This window comes from Brevundimonas sp. KH_025 (assembly GCF_057839885.1).
Window position 1 is genome coordinate 1,921,352 of record NZ_CM174501.1, and the last position, 25,508, is coordinate 1,946,859.

At 67.6% G+C, this 25,508-nt stretch carries 19 protein-coding genes; 9 read left to right on the forward strand and 10 right to left on the reverse strand.

Annotated features, from left to right (window positions below):
• Nucleotides 1-94 precede the first annotated feature (94 nt).
• Nucleotides 95-637, forward strand: coding sequence for an exosortase H (gene xrtH / locus AC3IS2_RS09600; RefSeq protein WP_489197462.1), 543 nt, complete (start codon nt 95-97; stop codon nt 635-637).
• Entirely contained in the window at nt 637-1,287 is a 651-nt protein-coding gene (locus AC3IS2_RS09605; RefSeq protein ID WP_489197464.1) for an exosortase H-associated membrane protein, read from the forward strand. Before xrtH ends, AC3IS2_RS09605 begins: the two co-directional genes overlap by 1 nt.
• A gap of 24 nt (nt 1,288-1,311) precedes the next feature.
• On the opposite strand, the gene AC3IS2_RS09610 is transcribed toward AC3IS2_RS09605, so the two are convergent.
• Nucleotides 1,312-2,502 (reverse strand): glycine C-acetyltransferase, encoded by a 1,191-nt coding sequence (locus tag AC3IS2_RS09610; RefSeq protein WP_489197466.1) that lies wholly within the window; start codon nt 2,500-2,502, stop codon nt 1,312-1,314.
• 171 nt (nt 2,503-2,673) lie between these two features.
• Between AC3IS2_RS09610 and AC3IS2_RS09615 the strand changes: the two genes are divergently transcribed.
• Together AC3IS2_RS09615 and AC3IS2_RS09620 are read left to right on the forward strand one after the other, a co-directional pair.
• Complete coding sequence (locus AC3IS2_RS09615; protein WP_489197467.1) at nt 2,674-4,734, forward strand: TonB-dependent receptor; 2,061 nt, start codon at nt 2,674-2,676, stop codon at nt 4,732-4,734.
• Nucleotides 4,735-4,957: 223 nt separating this feature from the next.
• Nucleotides 4,958-7,432 (forward strand): TonB-dependent receptor plug domain-containing protein, encoded by a 2,475-nt coding sequence (locus AC3IS2_RS09620; RefSeq protein WP_489197469.1) that lies wholly within the window; start codon nt 4,958-4,960, stop codon nt 7,430-7,432.
• 39 nt (nt 7,433-7,471) lie between these two features.
• Here the strand turns inward: AC3IS2_RS09620 and mce are convergent, their stop codons facing one another.
• The 6 genes from mce to AC3IS2_RS09650 form a co-directional block, all read right to left on the reverse strand.
• Nucleotides 7,472-7,894, reverse strand: a complete 423-nt coding sequence (gene mce / locus AC3IS2_RS09625; protein ID WP_489197470.1) for a methylmalonyl-CoA epimerase — start codon at nt 7,892-7,894, stop codon at nt 7,472-7,474.
• Nucleotides 7,894-10,053 (reverse strand): methylmalonyl-CoA mutase, encoded by a 2,160-nt coding sequence (gene scpA, locus AC3IS2_RS09630; RefSeq protein WP_489197472.1) that lies wholly within the window; start codon nt 10,051-10,053, stop codon nt 7,894-7,896. Before scpA ends, mce begins: the two co-directional genes overlap by 1 nt.
• Nucleotides 10,050-11,444 (reverse strand): methylmalonyl-CoA mutase family protein, encoded by a 1,395-nt coding sequence (locus AC3IS2_RS09635; protein WP_489197473.1) that lies wholly within the window; start codon nt 11,442-11,444, stop codon nt 10,050-10,052. The genes scpA and AC3IS2_RS09635 overlap by 4 nt, the downstream gene beginning before the upstream one ends.
• Nucleotides 11,445-13,421, reverse strand: a complete 1,977-nt coding sequence (locus tag AC3IS2_RS09640; protein WP_489197474.1) for an acetyl-CoA carboxylase biotin carboxylase subunit — start codon at nt 13,419-13,421, stop codon at nt 11,445-11,447.
• Between the two features lie 16 nt (nt 13,422-13,437).
• Entirely contained in the window at nt 13,438-14,178 is a 741-nt protein-coding gene (locus AC3IS2_RS09645; protein WP_489197475.1) for a hypothetical protein, read from the reverse strand.
• Nucleotides 14,179-14,243: 65 nt separating this feature from the next.
• Nucleotides 14,244-15,779 carry an acyl-CoA carboxylase subunit beta gene (locus AC3IS2_RS09650; RefSeq protein ID WP_489197477.1) on the reverse strand — a complete coding sequence of 512 codons (1,536 nt, stop codon included), beginning with the start codon at nt 15,777-15,779 and terminating at the stop codon, nt 14,244-14,246.
• 86 nt (nt 15,780-15,865) lie between these two features.
• Here AC3IS2_RS09650 and AC3IS2_RS09655 point away from each other — a divergent pair, with 86 nt between their 5' ends.
• The gene (locus tag AC3IS2_RS09655; RefSeq protein ID WP_489197479.1) at nt 15,866-17,320 is read left to right on the forward strand and encodes a short-chain fatty acyl-CoA regulator family protein; all 1,455 of its coding nucleotides are present in this window, start codon (nt 15,866-15,868) and stop codon (nt 17,318-17,320) included.
• Nucleotides 17,321-17,455: 135 nt separating this feature from the next.
• Here the strand turns inward: AC3IS2_RS09655 and AC3IS2_RS09660 are convergent, their stop codons facing one another.
• The gene (locus AC3IS2_RS09660) at nt 17,456-18,958 is read right to left on the reverse strand and encodes a CoA-acylating methylmalonate-semialdehyde dehydrogenase (protein WP_489197480.1); all 1,503 of its coding nucleotides are present in this window, start codon (nt 18,956-18,958) and stop codon (nt 17,456-17,458) included.
• A 103-nt stretch (nt 18,959-19,061) separates the two neighbouring features.
• Here AC3IS2_RS09660 and AC3IS2_RS09665 point away from each other — a divergent pair, with 103 nt between their 5' ends.
• The 4 genes from AC3IS2_RS09665 to AC3IS2_RS09680 all read left to right on the forward strand — a co-directional run bounded on the left by AC3IS2_RS09665 (nt 19,062) and on the right by AC3IS2_RS09680 (nt 24,429).
• Nucleotides 19,062-19,967, forward strand: a complete 906-nt coding sequence (locus AC3IS2_RS09665; protein WP_489197481.1) for a LysR family transcriptional regulator — start codon at nt 19,062-19,064, stop codon at nt 19,965-19,967.
• Between the two features lie 86 nt (nt 19,968-20,053).
• A complete protein-coding gene (locus AC3IS2_RS09670) occupies nt 20,054-20,803 on the forward strand; it encodes a response regulator transcription factor (RefSeq protein ID WP_489197483.1) in 750 nt (249 codons plus the stop codon).
• Nucleotides 20,803-22,149, forward strand: a complete 1,347-nt coding sequence (locus AC3IS2_RS09675) for a FecR family protein (protein ID WP_489197484.1) — start codon at nt 20,803-20,805, stop codon at nt 22,147-22,149. The genes AC3IS2_RS09670 and AC3IS2_RS09675 overlap by 1 nt, the downstream gene beginning before the upstream one ends.
• A 3-nt stretch (nt 22,150-22,152) precedes the next feature.
• Nucleotides 22,153-24,429: a CHASE2 domain-containing protein gene (locus AC3IS2_RS09680; RefSeq protein WP_489197485.1), complete on the forward strand. Its 2,277-nt coding sequence runs from the start codon at nt 22,153-22,155 to the stop codon at nt 24,427-24,429.
• Here AC3IS2_RS09680 and AC3IS2_RS09685 read toward each other — a convergent pair.
• Nucleotides 24,426-24,932: a hypothetical protein gene (locus AC3IS2_RS09685; protein ID WP_489197486.1), complete on the reverse strand. Its 507-nt coding sequence runs from the start codon at nt 24,930-24,932 to the stop codon at nt 24,426-24,428. The two genes, AC3IS2_RS09680 and AC3IS2_RS09685, sit on opposite strands and share 4 nt — an antisense overlap.
• A 96-nt stretch (nt 24,933-25,028) precedes the next feature.
• The gene (locus AC3IS2_RS09690) at nt 25,029-25,508 is read right to left on the reverse strand and encodes a nuclear transport factor 2 family protein (RefSeq protein ID WP_489197488.1); all 480 of its coding nucleotides are present in this window, start codon (nt 25,506-25,508) and stop codon (nt 25,029-25,031) included.

Consider the following 25,508-nt stretch of genomic DNA (forward strand, 5'->3'; position numbering starts at 1 on the left):
AGGCCTGTGCGGGCGCCTGTGAATCAGCTAGCGACACATCTTCCAGACGCTGGTCTCCGCCCGGCGACGCCGACAGTGGACGTTTCGCCAGCTCATGCCGCGCTTTTTCAAATCCCCTGCGGTCCAGTATCTGGGCCTGTTCGCCTTACTGGCCGTGACACTGTTCAGCGTCCTGGCCACGCCGTGGGCCGAGCGGCTGTTCGTCCAGCCCTTCACCCAGCTGCTGGTCGACATCTGCGCCCTGGTGCTGAAGCCGTTCGACAGCCGGGTTCTGGCGCAGGGCGACATCCTGCGCTTCGCCGACGGACACGGCGCGGTTCAGGTGCTGGCCGGCTGCAATGCGGTCGAAGTCTGCGCTCTGCTGATCGCCGCCATCCTGGCCTTCCCGGGCCGGCTACGCGACGGATTGATCGGCGCCGGCGTCGGCGTCCTCGCGCTGCAACTGGTCAACCTGCTGCGGATCATCAGCCTGCTGTATCTGTCGCGCGGGTCTGAATCCCTGTTCGAGTTCTTCCACCATTACGTCTGGGACGCGATGATCGGGCTGGAAGGCCTGCTGGTCTTCTTCTTCTGGACCCGCTGGCAGAGCCGCCAGCCTGGCAAGGCCCCCAAGACCGCCGCAGAGGAGCCCGCCTGATGGCCGCCTGGTTCGAGACCCTGGGCGCCCGCACGCCGGAAGAGGCCGCGCGCCGTCGCTTCGGCCTGTGGTCGCTGGGGATGTTCATCCTGCTGCTGCCGCCGTGGTGGCTGTGGGGCGCCGATCTGGCGGCGGCCGGGCTGCGGCCACTGGCGGGCCTGGTGTTCCGGCTGTTCGGACTGACGGGCGAGATCGGCGTGGGCGCGGACGGCGGCTGGATTGTCGGCACCCGTCTGACCAGCGGGGGCGTTCCCGTGAACTATGACGTCGCGGAGACGGCGATCCGGCGACTGCTGCTCGGGTTCCCGCTGGCCCTGGCCTTCCTGACCGCCCCGCCGCGCACGACGCGCCCCATCAAGGCGGCGGTCGTGACGGTCGCTGCCCTGACGCTGCTGTTCACCCTGTCGCTGACGTCCCTGATCTGGGGCGATCTGGCGGCGCAGCTGAACCCCGCCCTGGCTCCGCCCAGCGCGAGCGCGCGACAGGCGCTGGATCAGCCGCCCCTGCCCGCCGTCATGGCGCAGATCGCCATCATCGGCCGCTACATCGGCATGTCGGTGGCGCCGCTGGTCGCCGCTGTCCTGCTGTGGGCTGCGCTCAACCCCGCAGGCCGGTCGGTCATCATGGCCGACGACAGCCTGAAGGACTGAGTTCGCCCGAAAGCAAACTGGGGGTCAGATGACCCCCAGCTCCTTGCCCGCCTGAGTAAAGGCGGCCACGGCGGCGTCGATCTGTTCAAAGGTGTGCGCCGCCGACATCTGGGTGCGGATGCGGGCCTGACCGCGCGGCACCACCGGGAAGCTGAACCCGATCACGTAGACGCCCAGTTCCAGCATCCGCGCCGCCATGTCCTGCGCCAGCTTGGCGTCGCCCAGCATGACCGGGATGATGGGGTGCTCGCCCGGCTGCAGGGTGAAGCCCGCCGCCGTCATGGCCGAGCGGAAGCGCGCGGCGTTGGCGAACAGCTGGGCGCGCAGGGCGTCGCCCTCCTCGCCCGCGGCGATGCGGATGGCCTCCAGCGACGAGCCGCAGACAGCGGGCGCCAGGGCGTTCGAGAAGAGGTAGGGCCGCGCCCGCTGCTTCAGCAGGGCCACGACGTTGGAGCGGGCGCAGATGAAGCCGCCCATGGCGCCGCCCAGGGCCTTGCCGAAGGTGCCGGTGACGAAGTCCACCTCGACGCCGTTGTAGGCGTAGGAGCCGCGGCCCTTGTCGCCCATGAAGCCCGTGGCGTGGCAGTCGTCGACCATGATCAGGGCGCCGTACTGGTCGGCCAGGGCCCGGATGTCCTTCAGCTTGGCGATATAGCCGTCCATCGAGAAGGCGCCGTCGGTGGCGATGATGATCTCGCGCGCGCCGTCGGCCCGGGCCTGCTTCAGCTGGGCCTCCAGGTCGGCCATGTCCGAGGTGGCGAAGCGATAGCGCTTGGCCTTGCACAGGCGCACGCCGTCGATGATCGAGGCGTGGTTCAGGCTGTCGGAGACGATGGCGTCCTCAGCCCCGAACAGAGGCTCGAAGATGCCGCCGTTGGCGTCGAAGGCGGCGGCGAACAGGATCGTGTCCTCAAAGCCGAGGTAGTCGGCGATAGCCCGTTCCAGCTCCTTGTGGATTTCCAGCGTGCCGCAGATGAAGCGGACCGAGGCCGTGCCCGCGCCCCACTTCTCCATCGCCCTGATGCCCGCCTGGGTCACGCGCTCGTCGCCGGCGAGGCCGAGGTAGTTGTTGGCGCAGAAGTTCAGGACATCGCGGCCATTCACCGAAATCACCGGCCCCTGACGCGAGGCGATGACGCGCTCGGGCTTGGTCAGGCCCTGGGCGTCGATATCAGCCAGTTCAGCGGAGATGCGGTCATAGAAAATCTGGGTCATGTCTGCTCCGCTACGCTGAATCCCGGTCGGTTTGAACCCCCGATCTCAGACGCCGGGGGCGGACGCTGAGGCGTCGATCGTCGTCCAAAGGCTCCGCTTGGAAAGAAATCGAGCGCGGCGGTTGCGAACTGATACACTATAACATATCAAGTTCGCGACATTGTAACGGGGATGCGTGCCTTGCGACTTCAAACCTTCCTGCTGACCGCCGCCGGGGCCGCCGCCCTCTCCAGCAACGCCTTCGCCGCTGACGACGTCGTCCAGACGGCGCAGCAGGATGAGCCGACCGAGATCGCGGATGTCGTGGTCCGCGCCCTGCCCCTGGGCCGGGCCGGCGACGACGTCGGTTCGCACGTCGCCCTGTTGAGCGGCGACGTACTGGTCCACCGTCGCCAGTCGACCCTGGGCGACACCCTCAGCGGCATTCCCGGCGTCAATTCGGACACCTTCGGCGGCGGGGCCAGCCGCCCGGTGGTGCGTGGTCAGGCCGCTCCGCGCGTCAAGGTGCTGAGCGAAGGCGCGGGCCTGATGGACGCCTCCGAGGTCTCGCCCGACCACGCCATCTCGGGCGAGCCCCTGCTGCTGGAAGGCATCGAAATCCTGCGCGGCCCGGCCGCGCTTCTCTATGGCGGCGGCGCCATCGGCGGCGCGGTCAACCTGCTGGACAAGAAGATCCCCACCCGTGTCCCGGCTGAGGGCGGCGAGGCCGTGGTCGAATACCGTCGCGGCTCGGTCGACAATGAAGAAGCCGGCGTGGTCGGCGCCACGGTCGGCGCCGGCAACTTCGCCGTCCGCGTCGAGGCCGCCGCCCGCAAGGCCGACGACTACAAGGTGCCCGACCAGGCCGAGCCGCGTCTGGACGGCTCCTACAACGAGACCTCGACCGCGACGCTCGGCGCCTCCTACATCGGATCGCGCGGCTATCTGGGCGCGGCCTACACCGAACAGACCAGCCGCTATGGCTTGGCCGGGCACGAGCACGAGTTCGAAGGCTGCCACCCCCATGGCGACACCCTGCACTGCGGTTCGCATGGGGGCGAGGACGACGACCACGATCACGACCATGAGGGCGAACACGGTGTGCCCGAGGTTCGGTTGAAGAGCCGCCGCTTCGATCTGCGTGGCGAACTGCGCGCCCCCCTGCCCGGCATCGAGAACGTGCGCCTGCGCGCCGGCTACACCGACTATCAGCATCAGGAACTGGAAGAAGGCGTCGTCTCGACCACCTTCACCAACGAGGGCTATGACGGCCGCATCGAGGCCCAGCATCGCGAGATCGCCGGCTTCAAGGGCGTGGTCGGCCTGCAACTGAGCAAGAGCGACTTCGCCGCCGTCGGCGAGGAGAGCTTCCTGGCCCCCAGCACGACCAAGAACACCGGCCTGTTCGTGATGGAGGAATACGAACTCGGCGACTGGCACTTCGAGGGCGCCCTGCGTCAGGAATGGCAGGAGGCCTCGGCCCTGGGCCTGGCGGACGCCGAGCACAAGCCCTTCTCGATCTCGGGTTCGGCGGTCTGGCACTTCATGCCCGGCTGGACCGGCGCCGTGTCGCTGTCGCGCTCGCAACGCGCCCCCTCGGCCCAGGAGCTGTATGCCGACGGCGTCCACCTGGCGACCAACACCTATGAGATGGGCGACGCGAACCTCGACGTCGAAACGGCGAATGCGCTGGAACTGACGCTGCGCAAGACCGCCGGATCCACCACCGCCTCGGTCAGCGCCTATCACTACATCTATGACGACTACATCTTCGCCCGGACGCTGGACCAGTTCGAGGACTTCCGCCTGATCCAATACAGCCAGGCCGACGCCACCTTCACCGGGATCGAGGGTGAGGTGCGCCAGCAACTGACGCCCTGGCTGTCGGCCACGGTGTTCGGCGACTATGTGCGCGGCGAACTGAAGGGCGACGGCGGCAATCTGCCCCGCATCCCCGCCGCCCGCGTCGGCGTCCGCGCCGAAGCCTTCTCCGGACCGTGGTCCGGTGACGTGGAATACAGCCGCACCTTCAAGCAGAACGACATCGCCGCCTTCGAAAGCGAGACGCCGGGCTACAACATGGTCAACGCCACCGTGGCCTATGACGTCGAACTGGCGGGCGTGAAGTCGCAGATCTTCCTGCGCGGGACCAACCTGCTGGACGAACTGGCGCTGAACCACGCCTCCTTCCTGGCCGAGGTCGCGCCGCAGCGAGGCCGTAACCTGGTGGTCGGCGTCCGCGCCCGCTTCTAGAAACAAGCCAAATAAAAAAGAGGGGGCGAGGTCCGACGGACTTCGCCCCTTCTTGCGTTTGAACAGACCTGTCAGCTTCGTTGTGGTTCCTCTGCAGCATTACAGGGCTTTAATCTTGAAGGCCGTGAACCGCCATTATTCGGCGCACATGGGTCTCTAAGCGAACTGACAGACGTCAACGGGGGGCGACGTCCACCGCCCCCGCATTCTGTCAGGATTTCGCATGTCGCCCGTCGTGATGTTGCTCGCTCTCGCCTCTTTGGACCCCGCCGTCGCGGCGCCGGTCGAGGTCGCACCGACGCAACAGGCCCAGACACAGGCCAGAAAGAACGACGAGGAAGAAACCTACGACCTGGGCGAGATCGCCACGACCAGCGCCAAGCGCGGCGCGGCCGTGGGCGATTTCGAACCCGAGCTGGTTCTGGATGAGGAACAGATCAAGGCCTATGGCGCCAGCAGCATCGCCGAGCTTCTGACCGCCCTCGAGCCGCAGACGCGCAGTTCGCGTGGTGGCGGCGGCATGCCGGTGCTGCTGGTCAACGGCCGCCGCATCTCGGGCTTCCAGGAAATCCAGGGCATCCCGCCGGAGGCCATCGAGCGCACCGAAGTCCTGCCCGAGGACGCCGCCCTCGCCTATGGCTACACCGCCGACCAGCGCGTGGTGAACTTCGTCCTGAAGGCGCAGTTCCGCTCCGTCACCCTGCAAGCCAGCACGCGCCGCCCCGATCAGGGCGGCCGCACCTCCACCCAATTGGAAAGCAACTTCCTGCGCATCGCCGGCAAGCAGCGCTGGACGATGGATCTGGGCTACCAGAACGACACGCCGCTGTTCGAGACCGAGCGCAACATCATCCGCGCCACCGACGGCGCGCCCGCAGCCGTTGACCCGAACGCCTATCGCACCCTGTTGCCTGAGCGCGAACAGGGCACGGTCCGCGGCTCGATGATGCGCGATCTGAACGGCACGACGGCCCTGACGGTCAGCGGCAGCCTGGAGGACACCACCAGCTTCAGCTACCTGGGCCTGCCGGGCGTCAGCCTGCCCCCGCCCGACAACAGCCCCTTGTCGCGCATCAACGACACCCTGGCGGGCAAGGCGGGCTTCGTCGCCGACGGCTTCCTGGGCGACTGGCGCTGGACGCTGACGGGCGGCTACGACCGCACCGAGACCAAGACGCGCACGGGGACGATCACCCCCTTCCCTGACCTGCCGGCCATTCCCGCGCGCGGCGTCGACACCGCCCGCTCGGTCTCCAGCCTGGCCAACGTCGAGGCCGTGTTCAACGGCAACGCCTGGGAAGGTCCAGCCGGCAATCTGAACTCGACCCTCAAGGTCGGCTTCAACACCCAGACCCTCGACTCCGAGAGTGTGCGGTCGGGCGTCTTTTCGGAACGCTCGCTGTCGCGCGACCGCGCCAGCGCCTCGGGCAATTTCAACCTGCCCATCGCCAGCAAGAGCCGTGAAGTCCTCAGCGTTCTGGGCGATCTCTCGGCCAATCTGAACCTGGGCTATGAAGACCTGTCGGACTTCGGCGGCCTGACCTCCTACACACTGGGCCTGAACTGGACACCGTGGGAGCCGTTCAACGTCTCGGCCAGCTACGCCGAGGAACAGAACGCCCCGTCGATGTCGCAGTTGAACGACCCGACGATCTCGACCCCCAACGTGCCGGTCTACGACTTCGCCACCGGCCAGTCGGTCAACATCACCCGCATCGAGGGCGGCAACCTCGGCCTGTCCGAAGAAACCAGGAAGACCCTGCGGTTCGGGATCAATCTGACCCCGATCAAGGACAAGGACCTGCGCCTGACCGCCAACTATACGCGGACCCAGGTCGACGACTCGATCGCCGCCTTCCCGACCATCACCCCGGAACTGGAAGCCGCCCTGCCGGAACGCTTCACCCGCGACGCGGAAGGCAATCTTCTGTCGATCGACGCCCGTCCCCTGAACTTCCAGGGGACCGAACGCCAAGAAGTCCGCTGGGGCTTCAACTACTCCACCCCCTTCGGCAAGCCGGACCCGGCCGCAGCGGCGCGCATGGGCATGGGCGGTCCCGGCGGGCCGCGTTCTGGCGGCCCCGGCGGCGGCTCGCGCATGGGCGGCGGCGGCCCCTCCACGATGACGATCAGCAGCGGGGGGCCGGGCGGCGGGGGCGGCCCGATGATGCGGATGGGCGGCGGTCCGCGCGGCGGCGGCGGGCAACCGGGCCAGGGCCGTTTCAACTTCTCGCTCTATCACACCTACCGGATCCAGGATGAGATCACGATCCGCGACGGCCTGCCGGTGCTGGACCTGCTGAACGGCGCCGCCACGGGCTCGCGCGGCGGTCAGCCGAAGAACGAAATCCAGATGCAGGCCGGCGTGTTCAAGAGCGGCATGGGCGCCTTCATGCACGCCAACTGGCGGGATTCCACCCATATCGACGGCGGCGGCTCGGGCGCGCAGGACCTGACCTTCTCGGACCAGACGACGGTCGGGCTGAACGTCTTCGCCGACCTGTCGTCGCGTGCGAGCTGGGTCGAGAAATATCCTTGGCTGAAGGGTGCGCGCATCAACTTCGGCGTCGAGAACCTGTTCGACTCGCGCCTCGAAGTCCGCGACGCGCAAGGGAACACGCCGCTGTCCTATCAGAGCGACTATCTGGACCCGCTGGGCCGGACCTTCCGCATCAGTCTGCGCAAGATCCTGTTCTAACGAAAAGAAAAGGCCCGGTCATCGACCGGGCCTTTTGACTTAGTGCGCCTCTTTCGGCGCTTCCATCAGTTCAATCAGAACCCCGCCCATCTCCTTGGGGTGCAGGAAGACGACCGGCGTGCCGTGGGCGCCGATGCGGGGTTCGCCGGTGCCCAGGATGGTCACGCCCTTGGCGCGCATCTCGGCGACGGCGGCGTGGATGTCGGCCACCTCGAAGCAGACGTGGTGCTGGCCGCCCTTGGGGTTCTTGGCCAGGAAACCAGTGATCGGGCTAGTTTCGTCATAGGGCTCGATCAGTTCGATCTGGGCCGTCGGCGTGTCGATGAAGCAGACCTTCACCCCCTGCGACGGCAGATCGAACGGTTCGCCGATCTTCGTCGCGCCCAGGATGTCGCGATACAGCTTGATCGAGTCAGCGATGGAGGGCGTGGCGACGCCGACGTGGTTCAGGTTGCCGATCATTACTTTGTCTCCGCCGGCGCAGGCTGGGCGTAGCCGAGCCGCAGGTTCAGCTTTTCAATCAGGTCCGCCGCCGTCTCGGCGATGACCGAGCCGGGCGGATAGACCGCCGCCGCCCCCATATCGAGCAGGGGTTGGACGTCGGCGGGCGGAATGACGCCGCCGACCACGATCATGATGTCCTCTCGCCCCAGCTTGGCCAGCTCGGCGCGCAGTTCCGGAACCAGGGTCAGGTGCCCCGCCGCCAGCGACGAGGCGCCGACCGCGTGGACATTGTTTTGCACCGCGTCGCGCGCGGCCTCGGCGGGCGTCTGGAACAGGGCTCCTGCCGTCACGTCGAAGCCGATGTCGCCGTAGCCGGTGGCGACGACCTTCTGGCCCCGATCGTGGCCGTCCTGACCCAGCTTGGCGATCAGGATGCGCGGCGGGCCGCCGTCGTTCTCGACAAAGGTCGCGACCATGTCGCGGGCGCGGGCGACCTTGGGATCGCTGCCCGCCTCCTTGCCATAGACGCCCGAGACGGTTTTCACCGAGGCGATGTGACGGCCAAAGGCGGCCTCCAGCGCGTCGGAAATCTCGCCCACGGTGGCCTTGGCGCGGGCGGCCTGAACCGCCAGCTCCAGCAGGTTGGCGTTTCCGCGCGCGCCGTTGGTCAGGGCCTCCAGCGCGGCGTCGGTCGCGGCCTGATCGCGCTCGGCGCGCAGGCGTTTCAGCTTGTCGATCTGGGCGGCCAGGACGGCGGCGTTGTCGACCTTCAGCATCGGAATGCTGTCGGGCGTGTCGTTCAGATAGCGGTTCACGCCGACCACGGTCTGTTTGCCGGTGTCGATCCAGGCCTGGGTCCGGGCGGCGGATTCCTCGATGCGCAGCTTGGGGATGCCGGCCTCGATGGCGGCGGCCATGCCGCCCAGGGCCTCGACCTCGGCCATGTGGGCGCGGGCGCGCTCGGCCAGTTCGTGGGTCAGACGCTCGACGTAGAAGCTGCCGCCCCAGGGGTCGATGGTGCGGGTCAGGCCCGTCTCCATCTGCAGCAGGATCTGCGTATTCCGCGCGATCCGGGCCGAGAAGTCGGTCGGCAGGGCCAGGGCCTCGTCCAGGGCGTTGGTGTGCAGGCTCTGCGTCTGGCCACCCGCCGCCGCCATGGCCTCGACCATGGTGCGCGACACGTTGTTGAACACGTCCTGCGCCGCGAGGCTCCAGCCCGAGGTCTGGCAGTGAGCGCGCAGCGACAGCGAGCGCTGGTCCTTGGGCGAGAACTTTTCGGCGACCTTTTCAGCCCACAACAGGCGGCCGGCCCGCATCTTGGCCACCTCCATGAAGTAGTTCATGCCGATGGCCCAGAAGAAGGACAGGCGCGGCGCGAACCGGTCCACGTCCATGCCCGCGTCGACGCCCGCCTTGATGTATTCCAGCCCGTCCGACAGCGTGTAGGCCAGCTCAATGTCGGCCGAGGCCCCCGCCTCCTGCATGTGATAGCCGGAGATGGAAATCGAGTTGAACTTCGGCGTCTCCTGCGCGGTCCAGGCGAAGATGTCCGAGATGATCCGCATCGAGGGCGCGGGCGGATAGATGTAGGTGTTGCGGACCATGAACTCCTTCAGAATGTCGTTCTGAATGGTTCCGGTCAGGGCCGCGTGCGGCACGCCCTGCTCTTCCGCCGCCACGACATAGAGGGCCAGGATCGGCAGGACGGCGCCGTTCATGGTCATGGACACCGACATCTGATCCAGCGGGATGCCGTCGAACAGGGTGCGCATATCCAGAATGCTGTCGATGGCCACGCCGGCCATGCCGACGTCGCCCTTCACCCGCGGGTGGTCGCTGTCATAGCCCCGGTGCGTGGCCAGATCGAAGGCGATGGACAGGCCCTTCTGACCCGCCGCCAGGTTGCGACGATAGAAGGCGTTGGACTCCTCGGCGGTCGAGAAGCCCGCGTACTGGCGGATCGTCCACGGATTGCCCGCATACATGGTCGGATAGGGGCCGCGCATATAGGGCGCAAAGCCCGGCAGGCCGTGGATGGCGTCCAGGCCATTCAGCGCCTCGGGACCATAGGCGGTTTGAACCGTCAGGCCCTCGGGCGTCAGCCAAGGGTCGCGCGTTGGCCCTGAGCCAGTCGCGGTCAGGTCGAGGTCGACCTTGGAGAAGTCGGGGAAGCTCATTGGCTCGCCTCCTCGGATGCGACCTCAAAGGGCGCAGCGAAGCGCACAGGGGTCAGGGCGGCGGCGTGCAGGGGGATGTAGGCGGGATCGGCGGTCTCGACCGGGGCCGGGCGCGGATCGGGATCGACGTATTTGGTGACGCCGACCATGTGGCGGCCGCCGTCCTTCAGCGCGGCTTCCAACTGGCCGCGCGCGCGTTCGACGCGGGGCTGGATCAGGTGGTGTTTCAGGGCGTCGACGACGCCGCCTTCGGCTTCGATGGACTGGAACTCCTTCCAGCCGGCCTCGGCCAGATCGCGGGTGCGGCTGTCCAGGAACCAGGACCCGGCGGCGGGATCATCCACCCGGCCCAGATTGGCCTCTTCCATCAGCACCAGCTGGGTGTTGCGGGCCTGACGGCGGGCGAAGGCGTCGGGACGGCCCTCGGCGCGGGTGAAGGCGTCCAGCACCACCACGTCGGCGCCGCCGACAGCGCCGGCGAAACCGGCGGCGGTCAGGCGCAGCAGGTTCGGCCACGGATCGCGTGCCGACAGCATCCGACGCGACGAGCGGGCCTCGATGATCGCAGGCGTCTCATGCCCGAAGGCCTTGGACACGCTGGCCCAGATCAGGCGCATGGCCCGCACCTTGGCCAGGGCGTCGAAATATTCGGCGTCGACGGACACACCCAGAACCACGCCCTTCAGCGCCTGCTCGGTGGTCAGGCCCGCAAGGACGGCGGCCTTGACGTAGGCCACAGCGCTGGCGGCGGCGAAGGCCAGTTCCTGCCCCGCCGAACCGCCGGCCTCATGCACCACGCGGCCCGAGGCCAGGAACAGCTTGGCGTCGGGATAGGTCCCGGCCAGACGCACGGCGGCGTCCGCCGCTTCGCTCACGGCGGCGTCGATCTCGCCCTTCCCAGATTCGGGGCCCGCCTCGGCATAGGCCGAGATCGGATCGAGGTGGAACTGCAGCTGGGCGCGGGGCGAACCCTTGGCCACGGCCGACAGGGCCTCGGCGGCCTTCACGCCTTCAAAGCCCGCATCCAGCGCGACGGGCGCTAGTTCCAGAGCCACACCGTCCAGCGCGGCGGCCAGCGTCGTCTCGTCGGTCGTGAACGCGCCCTTCAGCACCACCGAGGCGGCGCCGTTTTCAAGGTCGGTCAGGACGGCGGCGTTGATCGCCGCCGCCTCGTCGCCCTCGACCAGGGTACGCAGGTCCCACGCCCGCCCCTCGGCGTCCGTCGTGCGCGGCGCGCGCAGCGCCTGCACCCCGGTCGCGTCGGCATAGAGCGGCCGGATGACCAGGCCGTCGGCGTCGAGGTGGAGCAGGCTTTCGATCGCCCGCCCCTTCAGCGCCTTCTCGGCCTGTTCCCGCCATTCCAGCGGGCTCGGCGTGGGAAAGGTCGTCATTTACGCAAACTCCACCAACACATCGTCGGCGGCGACCGGATCACCGGCCTTGGCCCCGACCGCCTTCACCACGCCGTCGCGCTCGGCCTTGAGGATGTTCTGCATCTTCATGGCTTCGATGATGGCGACGGTCTCGCCCGACTTGACCTCCTGACCGACGGCCACGGGGATGTCGACGACCAGACCCGGCATGGGCGACAGCACCAGCTTGGAGGTGTCGGCGGCGACCTTTTCAGGCAGGCGCTGATACATGTCGGCCGCGCGCGGGGTCAGGACGCGGACGCGGGCCTTGGCCGCCCGGTGGCGAATGTCGAAGCCGTCGGGCGCGCGCTTGACCTCGGCGGTGAAGGGCTCGTCGTCGAGCACAGCGCGGAACTGGGCCATGCCCGGACGCCAGTCGATTTCCGACAGGGTCAGGTCGCGCTCGTCCAGCGAGATGACCAGATCCTCCGCCTCGTCATAGGACAGCGACACGTCGTGGGCCTCGCGGCCGATCAGCACGGTCCAGTCGGTGCGTTCCGAGGGATCGCCCGCCTGCTCGGCCAGGACCTCGTTCATCGCCGCGGCCACGGTGATGAAGATGTCCTTCTGCGCTTCGCTGGGTTCCAGACCGCGGAAGCCGTCGGGGAACTCGTCCTTGATATAGCTGGTCGACAGCTCGCCGGACTTGAAGCGCTCCTGATCCATCACCGCCGACAGGAAGGGCACGTTGTGGCCCAAACCCGACAGGTGGGTGTCCTCCAGCGCGCGGGCCATGCCGGTGACGGCGGCTTCGCGCGTCTCGCCCCAGGCGCACAGCTTGGCGATCATGGGGTCGTAGAACATGGAGATCTCGTCGCCCTCGCGGACGCCGGAATCGTTGCGGACGGTATAGTCCCCCTGATCGCCTTCCTCGGGCTGCTCATAGCGCACCAGACGGCCGATCGACGGCAGGAAGCCGCGATAGGGGTCCTCAGCGTAGATGCGGCTCTCGATGGCCCAGCCGTTGATCGACAGGTCTTCCTGCTTGAACGCCATCGTCTCGCCGGCCGCCGAACGGATCATCTGTTCAACCAGATCGACGCCGGTGATCAGTTCCGTCACCGGGTGCTCGACCTGCAGACGGGTGTTCATTTCCAGGAAGTAGAAGCTGCGGTCTTGCCCTGCCACGAACTCGACAGTGCCGGCCGAGTCGTAGTTCACGGCCCGGGCCAGAGCGATGGCCTGATCGCCCATGGCCTTGCGCGTCGCGTCGTCCAGCAGGGGCGACGGCGCCTCTTCGATGACCTTCTGGTTGCGGCGCTGGATCGAGCATTCGCGGTCGAACAGCGAGACGATATTGCCGTGCTTGTCGCCCAGCACCTGAATCTCGATGTGGCGCGGATTGACGATGAACTTCTCGAGGAAGACCCGGTCGTCGCCGAACGCGGTCAGGGCCTCGGCCTTCACCGCGGCAAAGCCCTCGGCCATGTCGGCGTCGGAATGGGCGACGCGGATGCCCTTGCCGCCGCCGCCGGCGCTGGCCTTGATCATGACCGGATAGCCAATCTCGTTGGCGATCTGGACCGCGTGTTCGGTCGTGTCGATCAGGCCCATATAGCCCGGCACGGTCGAGACGCCCGCTTCAGCCGCGAACTTCTTGGACGTGATCTTGTCGCCCATGGCCTCGATGGCGTGCGGGTTCGGGCCGATGAAGGTGATGCCCTCGGCCTCCAGACGACGCGCGAACACCGGGTTTTCCGACAGGAAGCCGAAGCCGGGGTGGACTGCCTCGGCGCCCGACTGACGCACCGCGTCCACGATCTTGTCCTGGATCAGATAGGACTGGGCGGCGGGCGACGGCCCGATGTGGATGGTCTCGTCGGCCATCTCGCAGGCCAGCGAACCGGCGTCGGCGTCCGAGTAAACGAGCACCGTCTTGATGCCCATCTTGCGGCAGGTCTTGATGATGCGAACCGCGATCTCGCCCCGGTTGGCGATGAGAATTTTAGAGAACATTTGAAATCTCAGTTATTTATCTGGTTCGGTCTGCTGCAAGCGCTTGTCGTAGGTGCGCCACGAATGCGTCGTCGGGACCGGCGATGGGGACGAGAGACTGCATATTCAGGGTGAAGCGCTGCTTCTGGCGTCCGGTGCGGAACTCGACGTCTATTTCGAGGGGAAATGCGCCCGAAGCTGGATACAGGCGCCCTAGTGAGCCCCGAAACGCCACCAGCGTTTGGCCGACTTCGAGAACATAGGGCGAGAAGCACTCGCCTCCCCCAAGCCCAGCATATTCCGCCGCACCTATGAAGGCGTAACCATCGTTTCCAGGGCGCTCTAAGAGCCAGTAAGGCAAAGCGTTGGGGCGAAACGCGCTCTGCGTTTCTTCCCCGCCCAAACCTTGCAGCGCCTCAGGCCCATAGCCTCGAATGCGCAGATGGTTCTCGTACGCAGGGTCTGAGGTGAAGCTCCCGATCTTCAGCGTTTCCACCGGATCAAGCTCGAAAACGAACTCGTCGATATACTCGGGAAAATCTGCCGGAACATTTCTATCCCCAAAGCGGAGATACCAGTCACCTTCAGTATAGGTGCGGCTGACAAGATGCTTCGCCGACACCTTCACGATCTGGATCGTATCAGCCTTCGCCGTAACCTGAGCGAGCAAGTCCCCGCCGACGTAACGGCCATTGTCTGCGTGGGAAACCAAACTGCAGGCGTCAGCAGTCCCACCGGCAACCGCAGCGCCGATCGCCAAACTCAGGGCGACCATCATCGCCCTTGGTCTTGAAAGCTGCATCGTGATCACCCTGAAGGCTCTCCCCTTGGAAACGGTCGGAGTTACAGCGGAATGTTGTCGTGCTTCTTCCAGGGATTTTCCTGGGTCTTGTTCTTCAGCGTCCGCAGGGCCTTGATCAGGCGGCGGCGCGTGCCGTGGGGCATGATGACGTCGTCGATGTAGCCCAGACCCGCCGCCACGAAGGGGTTGGCGAAGCGGGCCTTGTATTCGGCCTCGCGCGCCGCCAGGGCCTCGGGGTCGCCGGCCTCCTTGCGGAAGATGATCTCGACCGCGCCCTTGGCGCCCATGACCGCGATCTCGGCGGTGGGCCAGGCGTAGTTGACGTCGCCGCGCAGGTGCTTGGAGCTCATGACGTCATAGGCGCCGCCATAGGCCTTGCGCGTGATGACCGTCAGCTTGGGCACAGTGGCCTCGGCATAGGCGAACAGCAGCTTGGCGCCGTGCTTGATCAGGGCGCCGTACTCCTGCTTGGTGCCCGGCATGAAGCCCGGCACGTCCACCAGCGTCACCAGCGGAATGTGGAAGGCGTCGCAGAAGCGGACGAAGCGCGCGGCCTTGCGGCTGCTGTCGATGTCCAGAACGCCCGCCAGCACTTGCGGCTGGTTGGCGACGATGCCGACGCTCTGGCCATCCAGGCGGCCGAAGCCGCAGATGATGTTCTTGGCGAAGTCGGCGCCGATCTCGAAGAAGTCGGCCTCGTCAACCGTCTTCAGGATCAGCTCTTTCATGTCGTAGGGCTGGTTCGGATTGGTCGGGACCAGGGTATCCAGCGACGCTTCGTCGCGATCCGGCTCGTCATAGGAGTCGCGGACAGGCGGCTTTTCACGGTTCGACAGGGGCAGGAAGCCGATCAGGCGGCGAACTTCCGACAGGGCCTCCAGATCGTTCTCGAAGGCGCCGTCGGCGACCCCCGACTTGCCGGCGTGGACGCGGGCTCCGCCCAGGTCCTCATGGCTGACGACCTCGTTGGTGACGGTCTTCACCACGTCGGGGCCGGTCACGTACATGTAGGACGTGTCCTTCACCATGAAGATGAAGTCGGTGATGGCCGGCGAATAGACGTCGCCGCCCGCGCACGGGCCCATGATGACCGAGATCTGCGGGATGACGCCCGAGGCCAGGGTGTTCTGCAGGAAGATGTCGGCGTAACCGGCGAGCGATTCCACGCCTTCCTGGATGCGGGCGCCGCCCGCGTCGAACAGGCCGATGATCGGAGCGCCCGCCGTCAGGGCCATCTTCTGGATCTTGACGATCTTGGCCGCGTGCGCGCCGCTAAGAGAGCCGCCGAAGACGGTGAAATCTTTGGAGAAGACATAGACTAGACGGCCGCCAATGGTGCCGCGCCCGGTGACGACGCCGTCGCCGGGGATGCGCTGCTGGTCCATGCCGAAGTCGTGGCTGCGATGCTCCACGAACATGTCGGTCTCTTCGAAGCTGCCTTCGTCCAGCAGGACTTCGATCCGTTCGCGCGCGGTCAGCTTGCCCTTGGCATGCTGGCTCTCGATACGCTTCTGGCCACCGCCCAGTTTGGCGGCGGCGCGACGGCGCTCAAGCTCCTCGAGGATGGCCTGGCTCATGGTGTGGGCGACTCCCTGAAATCTTTGAGGCTCAACAAGACGCTCCGTTGCAGAAAGGCAATCGCAACTTTGCAAAAGGGGCGTAAGTGCGTAAGCCTGCCAAGGTCGACGGGCTGTTTTGCAAAGTTGCGATGGCGGAAAAACTCTATCTCGGGGCCAAGGTGCGCAAGCTGCGCGAGGCGCGCGGCTGGACGCTGGAAGCCTGCGCCGGACGGCTGGCCCTGTCGCCCAGCTACCTGTCGCAGATCGAGACCAATCAACGCCCGGCGACAGCGCGGGTTCTGATCGCCCTGACGCGGGCCTTCGACGTGGACGCCAGCCTGTTCGATCTGGACGGCGACGCCCGCCTGATCGCCGACCTGCGCGAGGCCGTCACCGACGTGGCCGGCCACGCCGAGGCCCCCTCGCCGGTCGAGTTAAAGCAGGCGGTGACCAACACCCCCCGGCTGGCGCGACAGTTCCTGGCCCTGCACCAGGACTATCGCCGCCTCGATGAGCGGCTGAAGACGCTAAACGAGACCCTGGGCCGCGACGAGCGGGCGCAAGCCGCCCCCGCCCTGCCCTATGAGGCGGTGCGCGACTTCTTCCACTATCGCGACAACTACATCGACGTTCTGGATCAGGCGGCGGAGGCGCTGGCGGAGCAGTTGGGGCTGGGTTCCGGCGGCCACCCGGAGCGGGATCTGGAGGCCGCCCTGAACGACCTGTGCGGGGTGCGGCTGGCCACCGGCGACGGGCGCGGAGCCATGCGGCGCTTCGATCCTGCGGCGCGCATCCTCTATGTCGACGCCAGCCTGCCCGGCGCCACGCGGTGCTTCCTGATGGCGCACCAGTTGGTGCTGCTGCGCTTCCACGACCTGATCGAACATGAACTGGACCGCGCCGCCTTCGACATTCCCGCCGCGCGCGACGTCTGCCGGGTCGGTCTGGCCAACTATGCGGCGGGGGCCCTGCTGCTGCCCTATCGTCGCTTTCTTGAGGCGGCGCGCGAACTGCGGCACGACGTGGACCGGCTGAGGAACCGCTTCCACGTCAGCTTCGAGCAGGTCTGCCACAGGCTTTCGACGCTGCAGCGCCCCGGTTGGCGCGGCGTGCCCTTCTATTTCGCGCGCGTGGACATGGCCGGGAACATCACCAAGCGGCACAGCGCCACGCGGTTCCAGTTCGCCCGCTTCGGCGGCGCCTGCCCCCTGTGGAACGTGCACGAGGCCTTCGGCGCCCCGGACCGCATCCTGGTCAACCTGTCGGAAATGCCGGACGGCTCACGCTACATCTGCATCGCCAAGAGCGTGTCCAAGCCGGGCGGCTCCTATCTCGAACCGGACCGCCGCTATGCCCTGGGGTTGGGCTGCGAGATCGAACACGCTGACCAGCTGGTCTATGCGGCGGGCCTCGACCTGAACGGCCCGCCCACCCGCATGGGCGTCAGCTGCCGCATCTGCGAGCGCACCGACTGCGCCCAGCGGGCCTTCCCGCCCATCGACCGAACGCTGCGCGTGCCGGACAACGAGCGGGGGGTGATCCCGTATACGCTGAGCTGAACGCGCCCTCTCCTCCCCATGAAATGGGGAGGTGGATCGGCGGCAAAGCCGCCGAGACGGAGGGGCCGCTCCGCCGAAGAAAGCCCCTCCACCACTTCGTGGTCCCCCTCCCCACTGCGTGGGGAGGAAACCGCATCAGCCCATCGTCGGGATGACGAAGGAGCTGTCCGCGTGCTCCAGCTCGCTGTCAGGCCAGCGGGCGGTGACGGTCTTGGTCTTGGTCCAGAACCGCAGACCTTCCATGCCGTGCTGGTTGATGTCGCCGAAGGCCGAACGTTTCCAGCCGCCGAACGAGTGATAGGCCACCGGCACCGGGATCGGCACGTTGATGCCAACCATGCCGACGTTGACGCGGGCGGCGAAGTCGCGAGCCGCGCGGCCGTTCTGGGTGAAGATGGCGACGCCGTTGCCGTACTGGTGCTTGGACGGCAGGCTCAGCGCCTCCTCGAAGCTGGCGGCGCGCATGATCTGCAGCACCGGGCCAAAGATCTCCTCGCGATAGGATTCCATCTCGGGCTTGACGTGGTCGAACAGCGACGGGCCGATGAAGAAGCCCTTCTCGTGGCCCTGCAGGCTGAACTCGCGGCCGTCGACGACCAGTTCGGCGCCTTCCTCGACGCCCTTGCTGATCCAGCCCAGGACCTTGTCCTTGTGGGTCTGGGTGACGACCGGGCCGTAATGGGCCTCGGCGTCGGTCGAGACGCCGACGCGCAGGTTGGGGATTTCCGAAACCAGACGCTCGCGCAGTTCATCCGCCGTGCGCTGGCCGACCGGCACCACCACCGGCAGGGCCATGCAGCGCTCGCCGGCCGAGCCGTAGGCCGCGCCCGACAGGTCCTTGATGACCTGATCCATGTCGGCGTCGGGCAGGACGATGCCGTGGTTCTTGGCGCCGCCCATGGCCTGGACGCGTTTCCCGTGCTGGGCGCCCATCTGATAGACGTAGTGAGCAATGTCGGACGAGCCGACGAAGCTGACGGCGTGGACGTCGGGGTGGGTCAGGATGGCGTCGACCGCCACCTTGTCGCCGTGGACAACGTTCAGCACGCCCTTGGGTGCGCCGGCTTCCATCATCAGTTCGCCCAGACGCACCGGCAGCGACGGGTCACGCTCCGACGGCTTCAGGATGAAGGTGTTGCCGGCGGCGATCGCCATGCCGAACATCCACATCGGGATCATGCCGGGGAAGTTGAACGGGGTGATGCCCGCCACCACGCCCAGGGGCTGGCGCATGGAATAGACGTCGATGCCGGGGCCGGCGCCTTGGGTGTATTCGCCCTTCAGGGCGTGCGGGATGCCGCAAGCAAATTCAATAACTTCCAGGCCGCGCTGGATGTCGCCCTTGGAGTCGGCGATGACCTTGCCGTGTTCCGAGGACAGCAGCTCGGCCAGCTCGTTCATGTTGGCCTCGACCAGGCGCTTGAACTCGAACATGACGCGGGCGCGGCGCTGCGGGTTGGTGCTGGACCAGCCCTCGAACGCGGCCTGGGCCGACTGAACCGCGCGGTCCATCTCGGCGACGGTCGCCAGCTGGACGCGGGCCTGGACCTCGCCGGTGTTGGGGTTGAACACGTCGCCGAAACGGCCCGATGCGCCGTCGAAGGCCGCACCGTCGATGAAGTGGCGAATGTCGCGCATGGGAGGCGTTTCCTGTGATGTCGTTGTTCGTTTGATCATGGCCTAGCAGACCGAGGCCTCGCCACCCATTGCAATCTTGCATCCTATGCTGTGCATTCCTGCAATGTTCGACTGGGACGACGTTCGCATCTTCATCGCCGCCGCGCGCGCTGGCTCGCTCGCCACGGCGGCCCAGCGGCTGGGCATAGACGCGGCCACGGTCGGGCGGCGCGTGGCGCGGCTGGAGACGGCGCTGAAATCGACGCTGGTGGTGCGCTCGGCCTCAGGCCTGCTGCTGACAGCGGCGGGGGCGCAACTGCTGGAGACGGCGCTGGACGCCGAGAGTGCGATGGAGGCCGCCGAACGAGTGACGCGGCCCGACCTGATCGCCGGCACGGTGCGGATCAGCGCCTCGGAGGGCTTCGGCGGCGCCGTCCTGGCCCCCGCCCTGCCCGGCCTGCTGGCGGCGCATCCGGGCCTGAACATCGAACTGGCCGCCAGTTCCGGCTTCCTGTCGCCCAGCCGCCGCGAGGTGGACATGGCCATCACCCTCAGCCCCGCCGCCAGCCCGCGCCTGATCGTCGAGCCGCTGACGCCGTATCAACTGGCCCTCTACGCCGCGCCCGAATACGTCGCGCGTCATGGTGCGCCGGAGCGCGTGGACGACCTGCCGCGCTTCGACATCGTCGGCTACGTCGATGACCTGATCTATGCGCCGGAGCTGCATTATCTGGACGAGATCCGCCCCAACCTGCGGCCGCGCCTGGCCTCGTCCTCGATCCGGGCCCAGCGGGACATGATCGCGGCGGGCGGCGGGATCGGGGTCCTGCCCTGTTTCCTGGCCGAGAGGCTGACGCGGGTCCTGCCCGACCATGTCCTGATCGAGCGCCGCTTCTGGCTCAGCACCCACCGCGAGGTTCACGGCACCGCCCGGCTGAAGGCGGCGCGGCGCTGGATCAAGGCCCTGTGCCGCGATGCCGCCGAGCGCCTGTCGCCCTACGCCGCGCAAAGGCGGCAGGGCGCGAGTTGACGCAAATTTACATTCTGAACGGCCGAGTTTGACCACAACCTCGAACCGGCGGTCTATGGTCAACGGGACCCGGAGCGTTCAGTAAAATGAAGATCGCAGTTCTCGACGACGACTCAGTCCAGCTGGAAGCCATGGCCGCAACGGCCCAGGGTCTCGGTTATCGTCCTGTGCTTTTCTCTCGCGCCCAGGCGCTGATCTCGGCGCTGCGCAAGGACACTTTTGATCTCCTGATCGTGGACTGGAACCTGCCCGATCGTTCTGGGCTGGAGGTTCTGGCCTGGGCGCGCACCAACCTGCGGCCGCCGCCGCCGATGCTGCTGGTCACTAGCCGCGCCGAGGACGAGGACATCGTGGCGGGCCTGAACGCCGGCGCCGACGACTACCTGCCCAAGCCCCTGTCTCCGCCGGTTCTGGCGGCGCGCATCAGTGCCCTGATGCGCCGCGCCTACGCCCAGCCCTCCGCGCCGGGGGCCGAGGTGCATGGCGACACCGTCTTCCACGCCTCCGCCAGCGCCGTGACGCGCGACGGCCAGACGGTGGTGCTGACCGCCAAGGAATTCGGCCTGGCGCAGCTTCTGTTCCGCAACCTGCATCGCGCCCTGTCGCGGACCTATATTCTGGAAACCGTCTGGGGCAACGAACCCAATCTGAACAGCCGGTCGCTGGACATGCACATCTCGCGGATCCGCACCAAACTGGGCCTGCGGCCCGAGCAGGGCTTTCGTCTGACGCCCATTTACAGCTACGGATACCGTCTGGAGCGCGTGAACGCGCCCTATGGGATCGCAGCCGCGGCCTCGGTCGCGACCTGGAATGCGGAAGAGACGACGGAATGATGCAAAAACGGGCGATGGCCGCCGGTCTTGTGGCGGCGCTGCTTTCGACCTCGCCCTCTTTCGCACAATCACGGGCGCCTGCTTCGGCGCCTGAGACGATCGACTACCGCGTGCTGCCCGGCGACACCCTGATCGACCTAGCCGTCGCCTATCTGAACCGTCCGACCGACTATCGTCAGGTCCAGCGTAGCAACCGGGTTGCTGATCCGCGCCGCCTGACCGTGGGGCGCACCCTGGCCTTTCCCGTCAACCTGCTGCGGGCGGACCCGGATCAGGCGCGGATCGCCGGGTTCCGGGGCGCGGTGAGCCTGACCCAGGGTCCTTCGACGGGCGTCCCGACGCAGGGACAGACCGTATCCGAAGGCGCCGTTCTGACCACCGGCGCCAACGCCTTCGTGCGGCTGGCCCTGTCCGACGGCAGCCATGTCGTCGTGCCGTCCAACAGCCGGGTCCGACTGACGCGCCTGCGGCGCTACGCGCTCAACGGCGCGGTCGATCACGCCATGACGGTCGAGGCCGGTCGCGCCGAATCCAGCGTCACGCCCCGTCAACGTCCCGGCGGCTTTGTCGTGCGCACGCCCGTTTCGGTTTCGGCCGTGCGCGGCACCGAGTTCCGCGTCTCGTTCGACGACGACGGCGATCGCTCCGCCACCGAGGTCATCAAGGGCAGGGTCGAGGTCGATTCCGGTGACAGAACGGCCGAGGCGATCGCAGCAGCCGCCGAAGGCGTGACTGCGAATGAAACGGGCGCGCGCCTGGTCCCGCTCCTGCCCGCCCCCACGCTCACCCGTCCCGACGACGTTCAATCGAGCCGCGACGTGACCTTCGGAGTCGACGCCCTGCCCGGCGCTGATCGCTTCCGAGGGCGGCTGGCGACCGATGCGGGCATGATCGACGCCTTCGCCGAAGCGGACTCGGCTTCCGGCGACACCCGCCTGAGCTTCGCCGAACTGGCGGACGGCGCCTATTTCCTGCGCCTCAGCGGCCTGTCGCCGGACGGCGTCGAGGGCCGCAGCACGACCTATAGCTTCATCCGCGCCCGCAACGGCGTCGGCAGCCTGGCGGCCAGTCAATCGAGCCAGGACGGACGCCGCTTCTACCGCTTCCGCTGGGAGGCCGAGGGCGAAGGCGAGGCCGCCTTCCGCTTTCAGCTGTCGCGAGAGGGCGCCGACGGCGCGCCGGAGGGACCGCCGCTCGCCGATCACCCCGGCCTGACCGATCAGGCCTTCACCCTGAGCGATCTGCCGCCCGGCGTTTACACGTGGCGGGTTCAGGGGTCGCGCCATCGCTTCGGCCGCCTGCTGCAGGTCTGGTCGGAGCCGCAGCAACTCCGCATCGGGCGCTGACCCGTGGTCCGAGGCCGTTGGCTGGGCGCCAGGCTGACGGGGCGACGCGCGCTGATCGAGTGGGCGCTGGTCGCCGTGGCGACGGCCCTGGTGGTCGGCTGGCTGGCGCTCAGTCCGACCGCCGACCGTGTCGACAACATTGTCTATGACGCCCTGATCCGGCTTGATGACGGTCCGGTCGACGACGCCATCGTCATCGTGGCCATCGACGACCGCAGCGTGCAGGCGCTGGGCCGCTGGCCGTGGCCGCGCGCGGTGCACGCCGACCTGATCGACCGGCTGAGCCAAGCCCGGCCTCGCGCGGTCGCCTACGACGTCCTGTTCACGGAACCCGCCGCCGACGATCCCGCCCTGGCCGCAGCGCTGGCGCGTGCGACAAACGTCCATCTGCCCCTGCTGATCGACGCTCCCGGCGAGAACGGCGCCCCCTGGCGGGTCAGCCCGCCCGACGCGCCTCTGGCCCAGGCCGCAGCCGGCTTGGGCCACGTCAACCTGACGGTGGACGCCGACGGCGTGATCCGCCGCCTGCCCCTCTATATGCAGGGCGGCGACGAGGTCTGGCCGCAACTGATCCTGCCGCTGGCGAAGACCCGCGTCGCCGTGCCGCCGCCCGATCCCGACGCCGCGACGCCCGACGCCCTGATCGCCGCCTGCCCCGAAGCGATCGCCTATCGCGGCTCGCCGGGACGGTTCCGCACCCTGTCCTTCGCAGACGTGCTGAACGGCGAGGTTCCCGCCGCCTTCCTGAAGGACAAACTGGTGCTGGTCGGCGCGACCGCCCCCGGTCTGGGCGACCGCTACGCCACCCCGGCAGCGCCGCACGGCGAACTGAGTCCAGGCGTCGAGATTCAGGCCGCCCTGTTGCAAACCCTGCTGGAGGGCGGCGGTCCGCGCCCCCTGCCCCCGGCCTGGCTGCTGGCGCTGTCGTTGCTGCCCCTGAGCCTGCTGGTCTGCGGCTTCCTGTTTCTGCGCCCCGTCGTCAACATGGTGCTGGGCGCCGGCCTGATCCTTCTGACCCTGGCGGGCAGCCTGATCGCCTTTAGGTTCGCCGGCCTGTGGTTCCCGCCCGCCGCGGCCATTGCGGGTCTGGCCCTGGCCTACCCCTTCTGGAGCTGGCGACGCCTGGCCGCCGCCTCCGCCTATATGCAGAGCGAGGTCGAGGCCTTCGAGCGCGAAGGTCCGGCGCTGCCGACCGCGCCCCTGACCTCCGCCCGCCCGCAGGGGGACGTGGTCGCGAAACAGGTGGACGCTCTGCGCACGGCCCTGAAGCAGCTTCGCGACCTGGACCGCTTCATCTCGGACGCCCTGCGCAGCCTGCCCGACGCCACGGTGGTGGCCGATCCGGACGGCCGCGTCCTGCTGTCCAACGACCGGGCGCGCGACCTGTTCGGCCCTGCCCTGGATCACGAGGTCGATCTGGCGGCCTTGTTCCAATCGCTGGGCGAGCCGTCGTGGCGGCGCTTCCTCGTGTCCGACGAAACCGACCCGGGCGATATCCGCACGCCGAACGGACACGTCCTGAAAGCCGCCGCCGCCGCCCTGACCGACGCCGCGGGACAACCTGTCGGCCACATCGTCCGCTTCGCCGACATGACCCTGTTCCGCGCCGCCGAGCGCCAGCGCGAACAGGCGCTGCAACTGCTCAGCCACGACATGAGAGCGCCGCAGGTGTCGATCCTGACCCTGCTGGAAGGCGCCCAGAGCCGGGCCGATCCCGCCTTCGAACGCCGTATCGGCGACTATGCGCGACAAACGCTGGATCTGGCCGAAGGCTATGTCCAGCTGGCGCGGGCGGAGTCCCAGCCCTATCGCGCCGTCGTCATCGACCTGGGGCAGGTGCTGATGGACGCCGCCGACACCTTGTGGCCCCAGGCCTCGGCCAAGGGCGTGACCATTCAGACGCCGATAGGCGACGACGAGTATCTGGTCGAGGGCGACCCCGCCCTGTTGCGCCGCCTGCTGACCAACCTGCTGGACAACGCGCTGAAGTACGGCCCGCCAAAGGGCGTCATCAGGTGCACCTTGGACGTCGGCGCATCCGACGACGGCGCCGTCTGCATCCTCCGCATCAGCGACCAGGGTCCGGGCCTCTCGACCGAGGCGGCGCGGCGGCTGTTCCAGCCTTTCGGTCACGGCGACGCCGATCACCGGGGCGCGGGCCTGGGCCTGGCCTTCGTCCGCACCGTCGCCGAACGGCATGGCGGCCATGTCCGCTACGAAGCCGGAGAAGTCGGCGCCACCTTCGTCCTGACCCTGCCCCGCGTCATCGAGGCCGACTAGGGCGCGGGCTTCAGTTCCGCGACCGCGGCGGCGGCCAGAGCGGCCAGCGCCTCGTTGGCCCGCCGGGCGCCCACCGTCGTGACGGCGCCGGCGTGATAGGCGCCGGGCGCGGCCTCGGGTCCGTGCAGCGTCAAGGTCAGGCTGTGGGTGAGGCGCTTACGCCCCCACCATTGCGGCAGAACCGGCGCGTCCAGCCAGTCGCCCTCACGCGCCGAAACGTCGGAATAGGCGCCCGTCGTCTGCGGACGAACGGCATAGGCGGCTTCAATTCGCCAGACCGGCGCCTCGCGCGTCTCACGCCAGCCCTGCGCGGCCAACTGACCGCGAACCGCCGCCAGAACCGCCTGGTCCGCCGCTGAGGCCGGTTCAGGCTCGATCAGTCGATAGGTCGGGGCTGTGCTCGGCAAAACTGCGGGCGGCGTGGTGACGACTTTGGGACCAGACGCACAGGCCGACAAGGAAACGGCGGCGACGGCGGACAAGATCAGGAAAAGGCGAGCCATGCCCCAGCCTATCGCCCCCACCGCCAACGGGCCATAGACGAAAGCTCCGCCGCGCGGCGCGGACCGCACGACGGAGCCTCCGGCTCTGATTTTCAGCTACTCCGCCGGCGCCGACGGACGAATGACGTGGAATAACTTATTGATTATCCTCCACTCTCCGTCGACTTTCAGCAGCGTCATATAGTCGATCATGGTCACGCCGGGGTAGGAAAGGTCCACTCGTGCGACGCCCGTGGTGGGGGTCAGGTCAATGATCTGAAAGCTGCGCCTGCGCTGCGCTTCATCATCGCTCGGCTGGCCTTGAAAGCCTGCCATCCATTCTTCAATGGGCATCGAAAGATAACCCGCACGGTTGTTTCCGATCATCCGGGCGTCTTTGTGAAAGGCCAGCCGGGCATAGTCGGCGTTACCCGTTTGCAGCGCCTTGATGTAGTTCTCCACCGGCACGGAAGCGGCCTTCATCTCCGCATCGTCTGCAGGTCGTTCCGCGACTTGCCCTGGCATCGGCGCCGCCAAAGCAACTGGCGAAAAGGCCGACGTCAGCAGCAGAGCGGCTAGTGCATAGGCGAACTTCAT

Bases quoted from the DNA above. Each gene is read 5' to 3' on its own strand.
- xrtH (WP_489197462.1), top strand. From the start codon at position 95: ATGCCGCGCTTTTTCAAATCCCCTGCGGTCCAGTATCTGGGCCTGTTC.
- AC3IS2_RS09605 (WP_489197464.1), top strand. From the start codon at position 637: ATGGCCGCCTGGTTCGAGACCCTGGGCGCCCGCACGCCGGAAGAGGCC.
- AC3IS2_RS09610 (WP_489197466.1), bottom strand. From the start codon at position 2,502: ATGACCCAGATTTTCTATGACCGCATCTCCGCTGAACTGGCTGATATC.
- AC3IS2_RS09615 (WP_489197467.1), top strand. From the start codon at position 2,674: ATGCGTGCCTTGCGACTTCAAACCTTCCTGCTGACCGCCGCCGGGGCC.
- AC3IS2_RS09620 (WP_489197469.1), top strand. From the start codon at position 4,958: ATGTCGCCCGTCGTGATGTTGCTCGCTCTCGCCTCTTTGGACCCCGCC.
- mce (WP_489197470.1), bottom strand. From the start codon at position 7,894: ATGATCGGCAACCTGAACCACGTCGGCGTCGCCACGCCCTCCATCGCT.
- scpA (WP_489197472.1), bottom strand. From the start codon at position 10,053: ATGAGCTTCCCCGACTTCTCCAAGGTCGACCTCGACCTGACCGCGACT.
- AC3IS2_RS09635 (WP_489197473.1), bottom strand. From the start codon at position 11,444: ATGACGACCTTTCCCACGCCGAGCCCGCTGGAATGGCGGGAACAGGCC.
- AC3IS2_RS09640 (WP_489197474.1), bottom strand. From the start codon at position 13,421: ATGTTCTCTAAAATTCTCATCGCCAACCGGGGCGAGATCGCGGTTCGC.
- AC3IS2_RS09645 (WP_489197475.1), bottom strand. From the start codon at position 14,178: ATGATGGTCGCCCTGAGTTTGGCGATCGGCGCTGCGGTTGCCGGTGGG.
- AC3IS2_RS09650 (WP_489197477.1), bottom strand. From the start codon at position 15,779: ATGAGCCAGGCCATCCTCGAGGAGCTTGAGCGCCGTCGCGCCGCCGCC.
- AC3IS2_RS09660 (WP_489197480.1), bottom strand. From the start codon at position 18,958: ATGCGCGACATTCGCCACTTCATCGACGGTGCGGCCTTCGACGGCGCA.
- AC3IS2_RS09665 (WP_489197481.1), top strand. From the start codon at position 19,062: ATGTTCGACTGGGACGACGTTCGCATCTTCATCGCCGCCGCGCGCGCT.
- AC3IS2_RS09670 (WP_489197483.1), top strand. From the start codon at position 20,054: ATGAAGATCGCAGTTCTCGACGACGACTCAGTCCAGCTGGAAGCCATG.
- AC3IS2_RS09675 (WP_489197484.1), top strand. From the start codon at position 20,803: ATGCAAAAACGGGCGATGGCCGCCGGTCTTGTGGCGGCGCTGCTTTCG.
- AC3IS2_RS09685 (WP_489197486.1), bottom strand. From the start codon at position 24,932: ATGGCTCGCCTTTTCCTGATCTTGTCCGCCGTCGCCGCCGTTTCCTTG.
- AC3IS2_RS09690 (WP_489197488.1), bottom strand. From the start codon at position 25,508: ATGAAGTTCGCCTATGCACTAGCCGCTCTGCTGCTGACGTCGGCCTTT.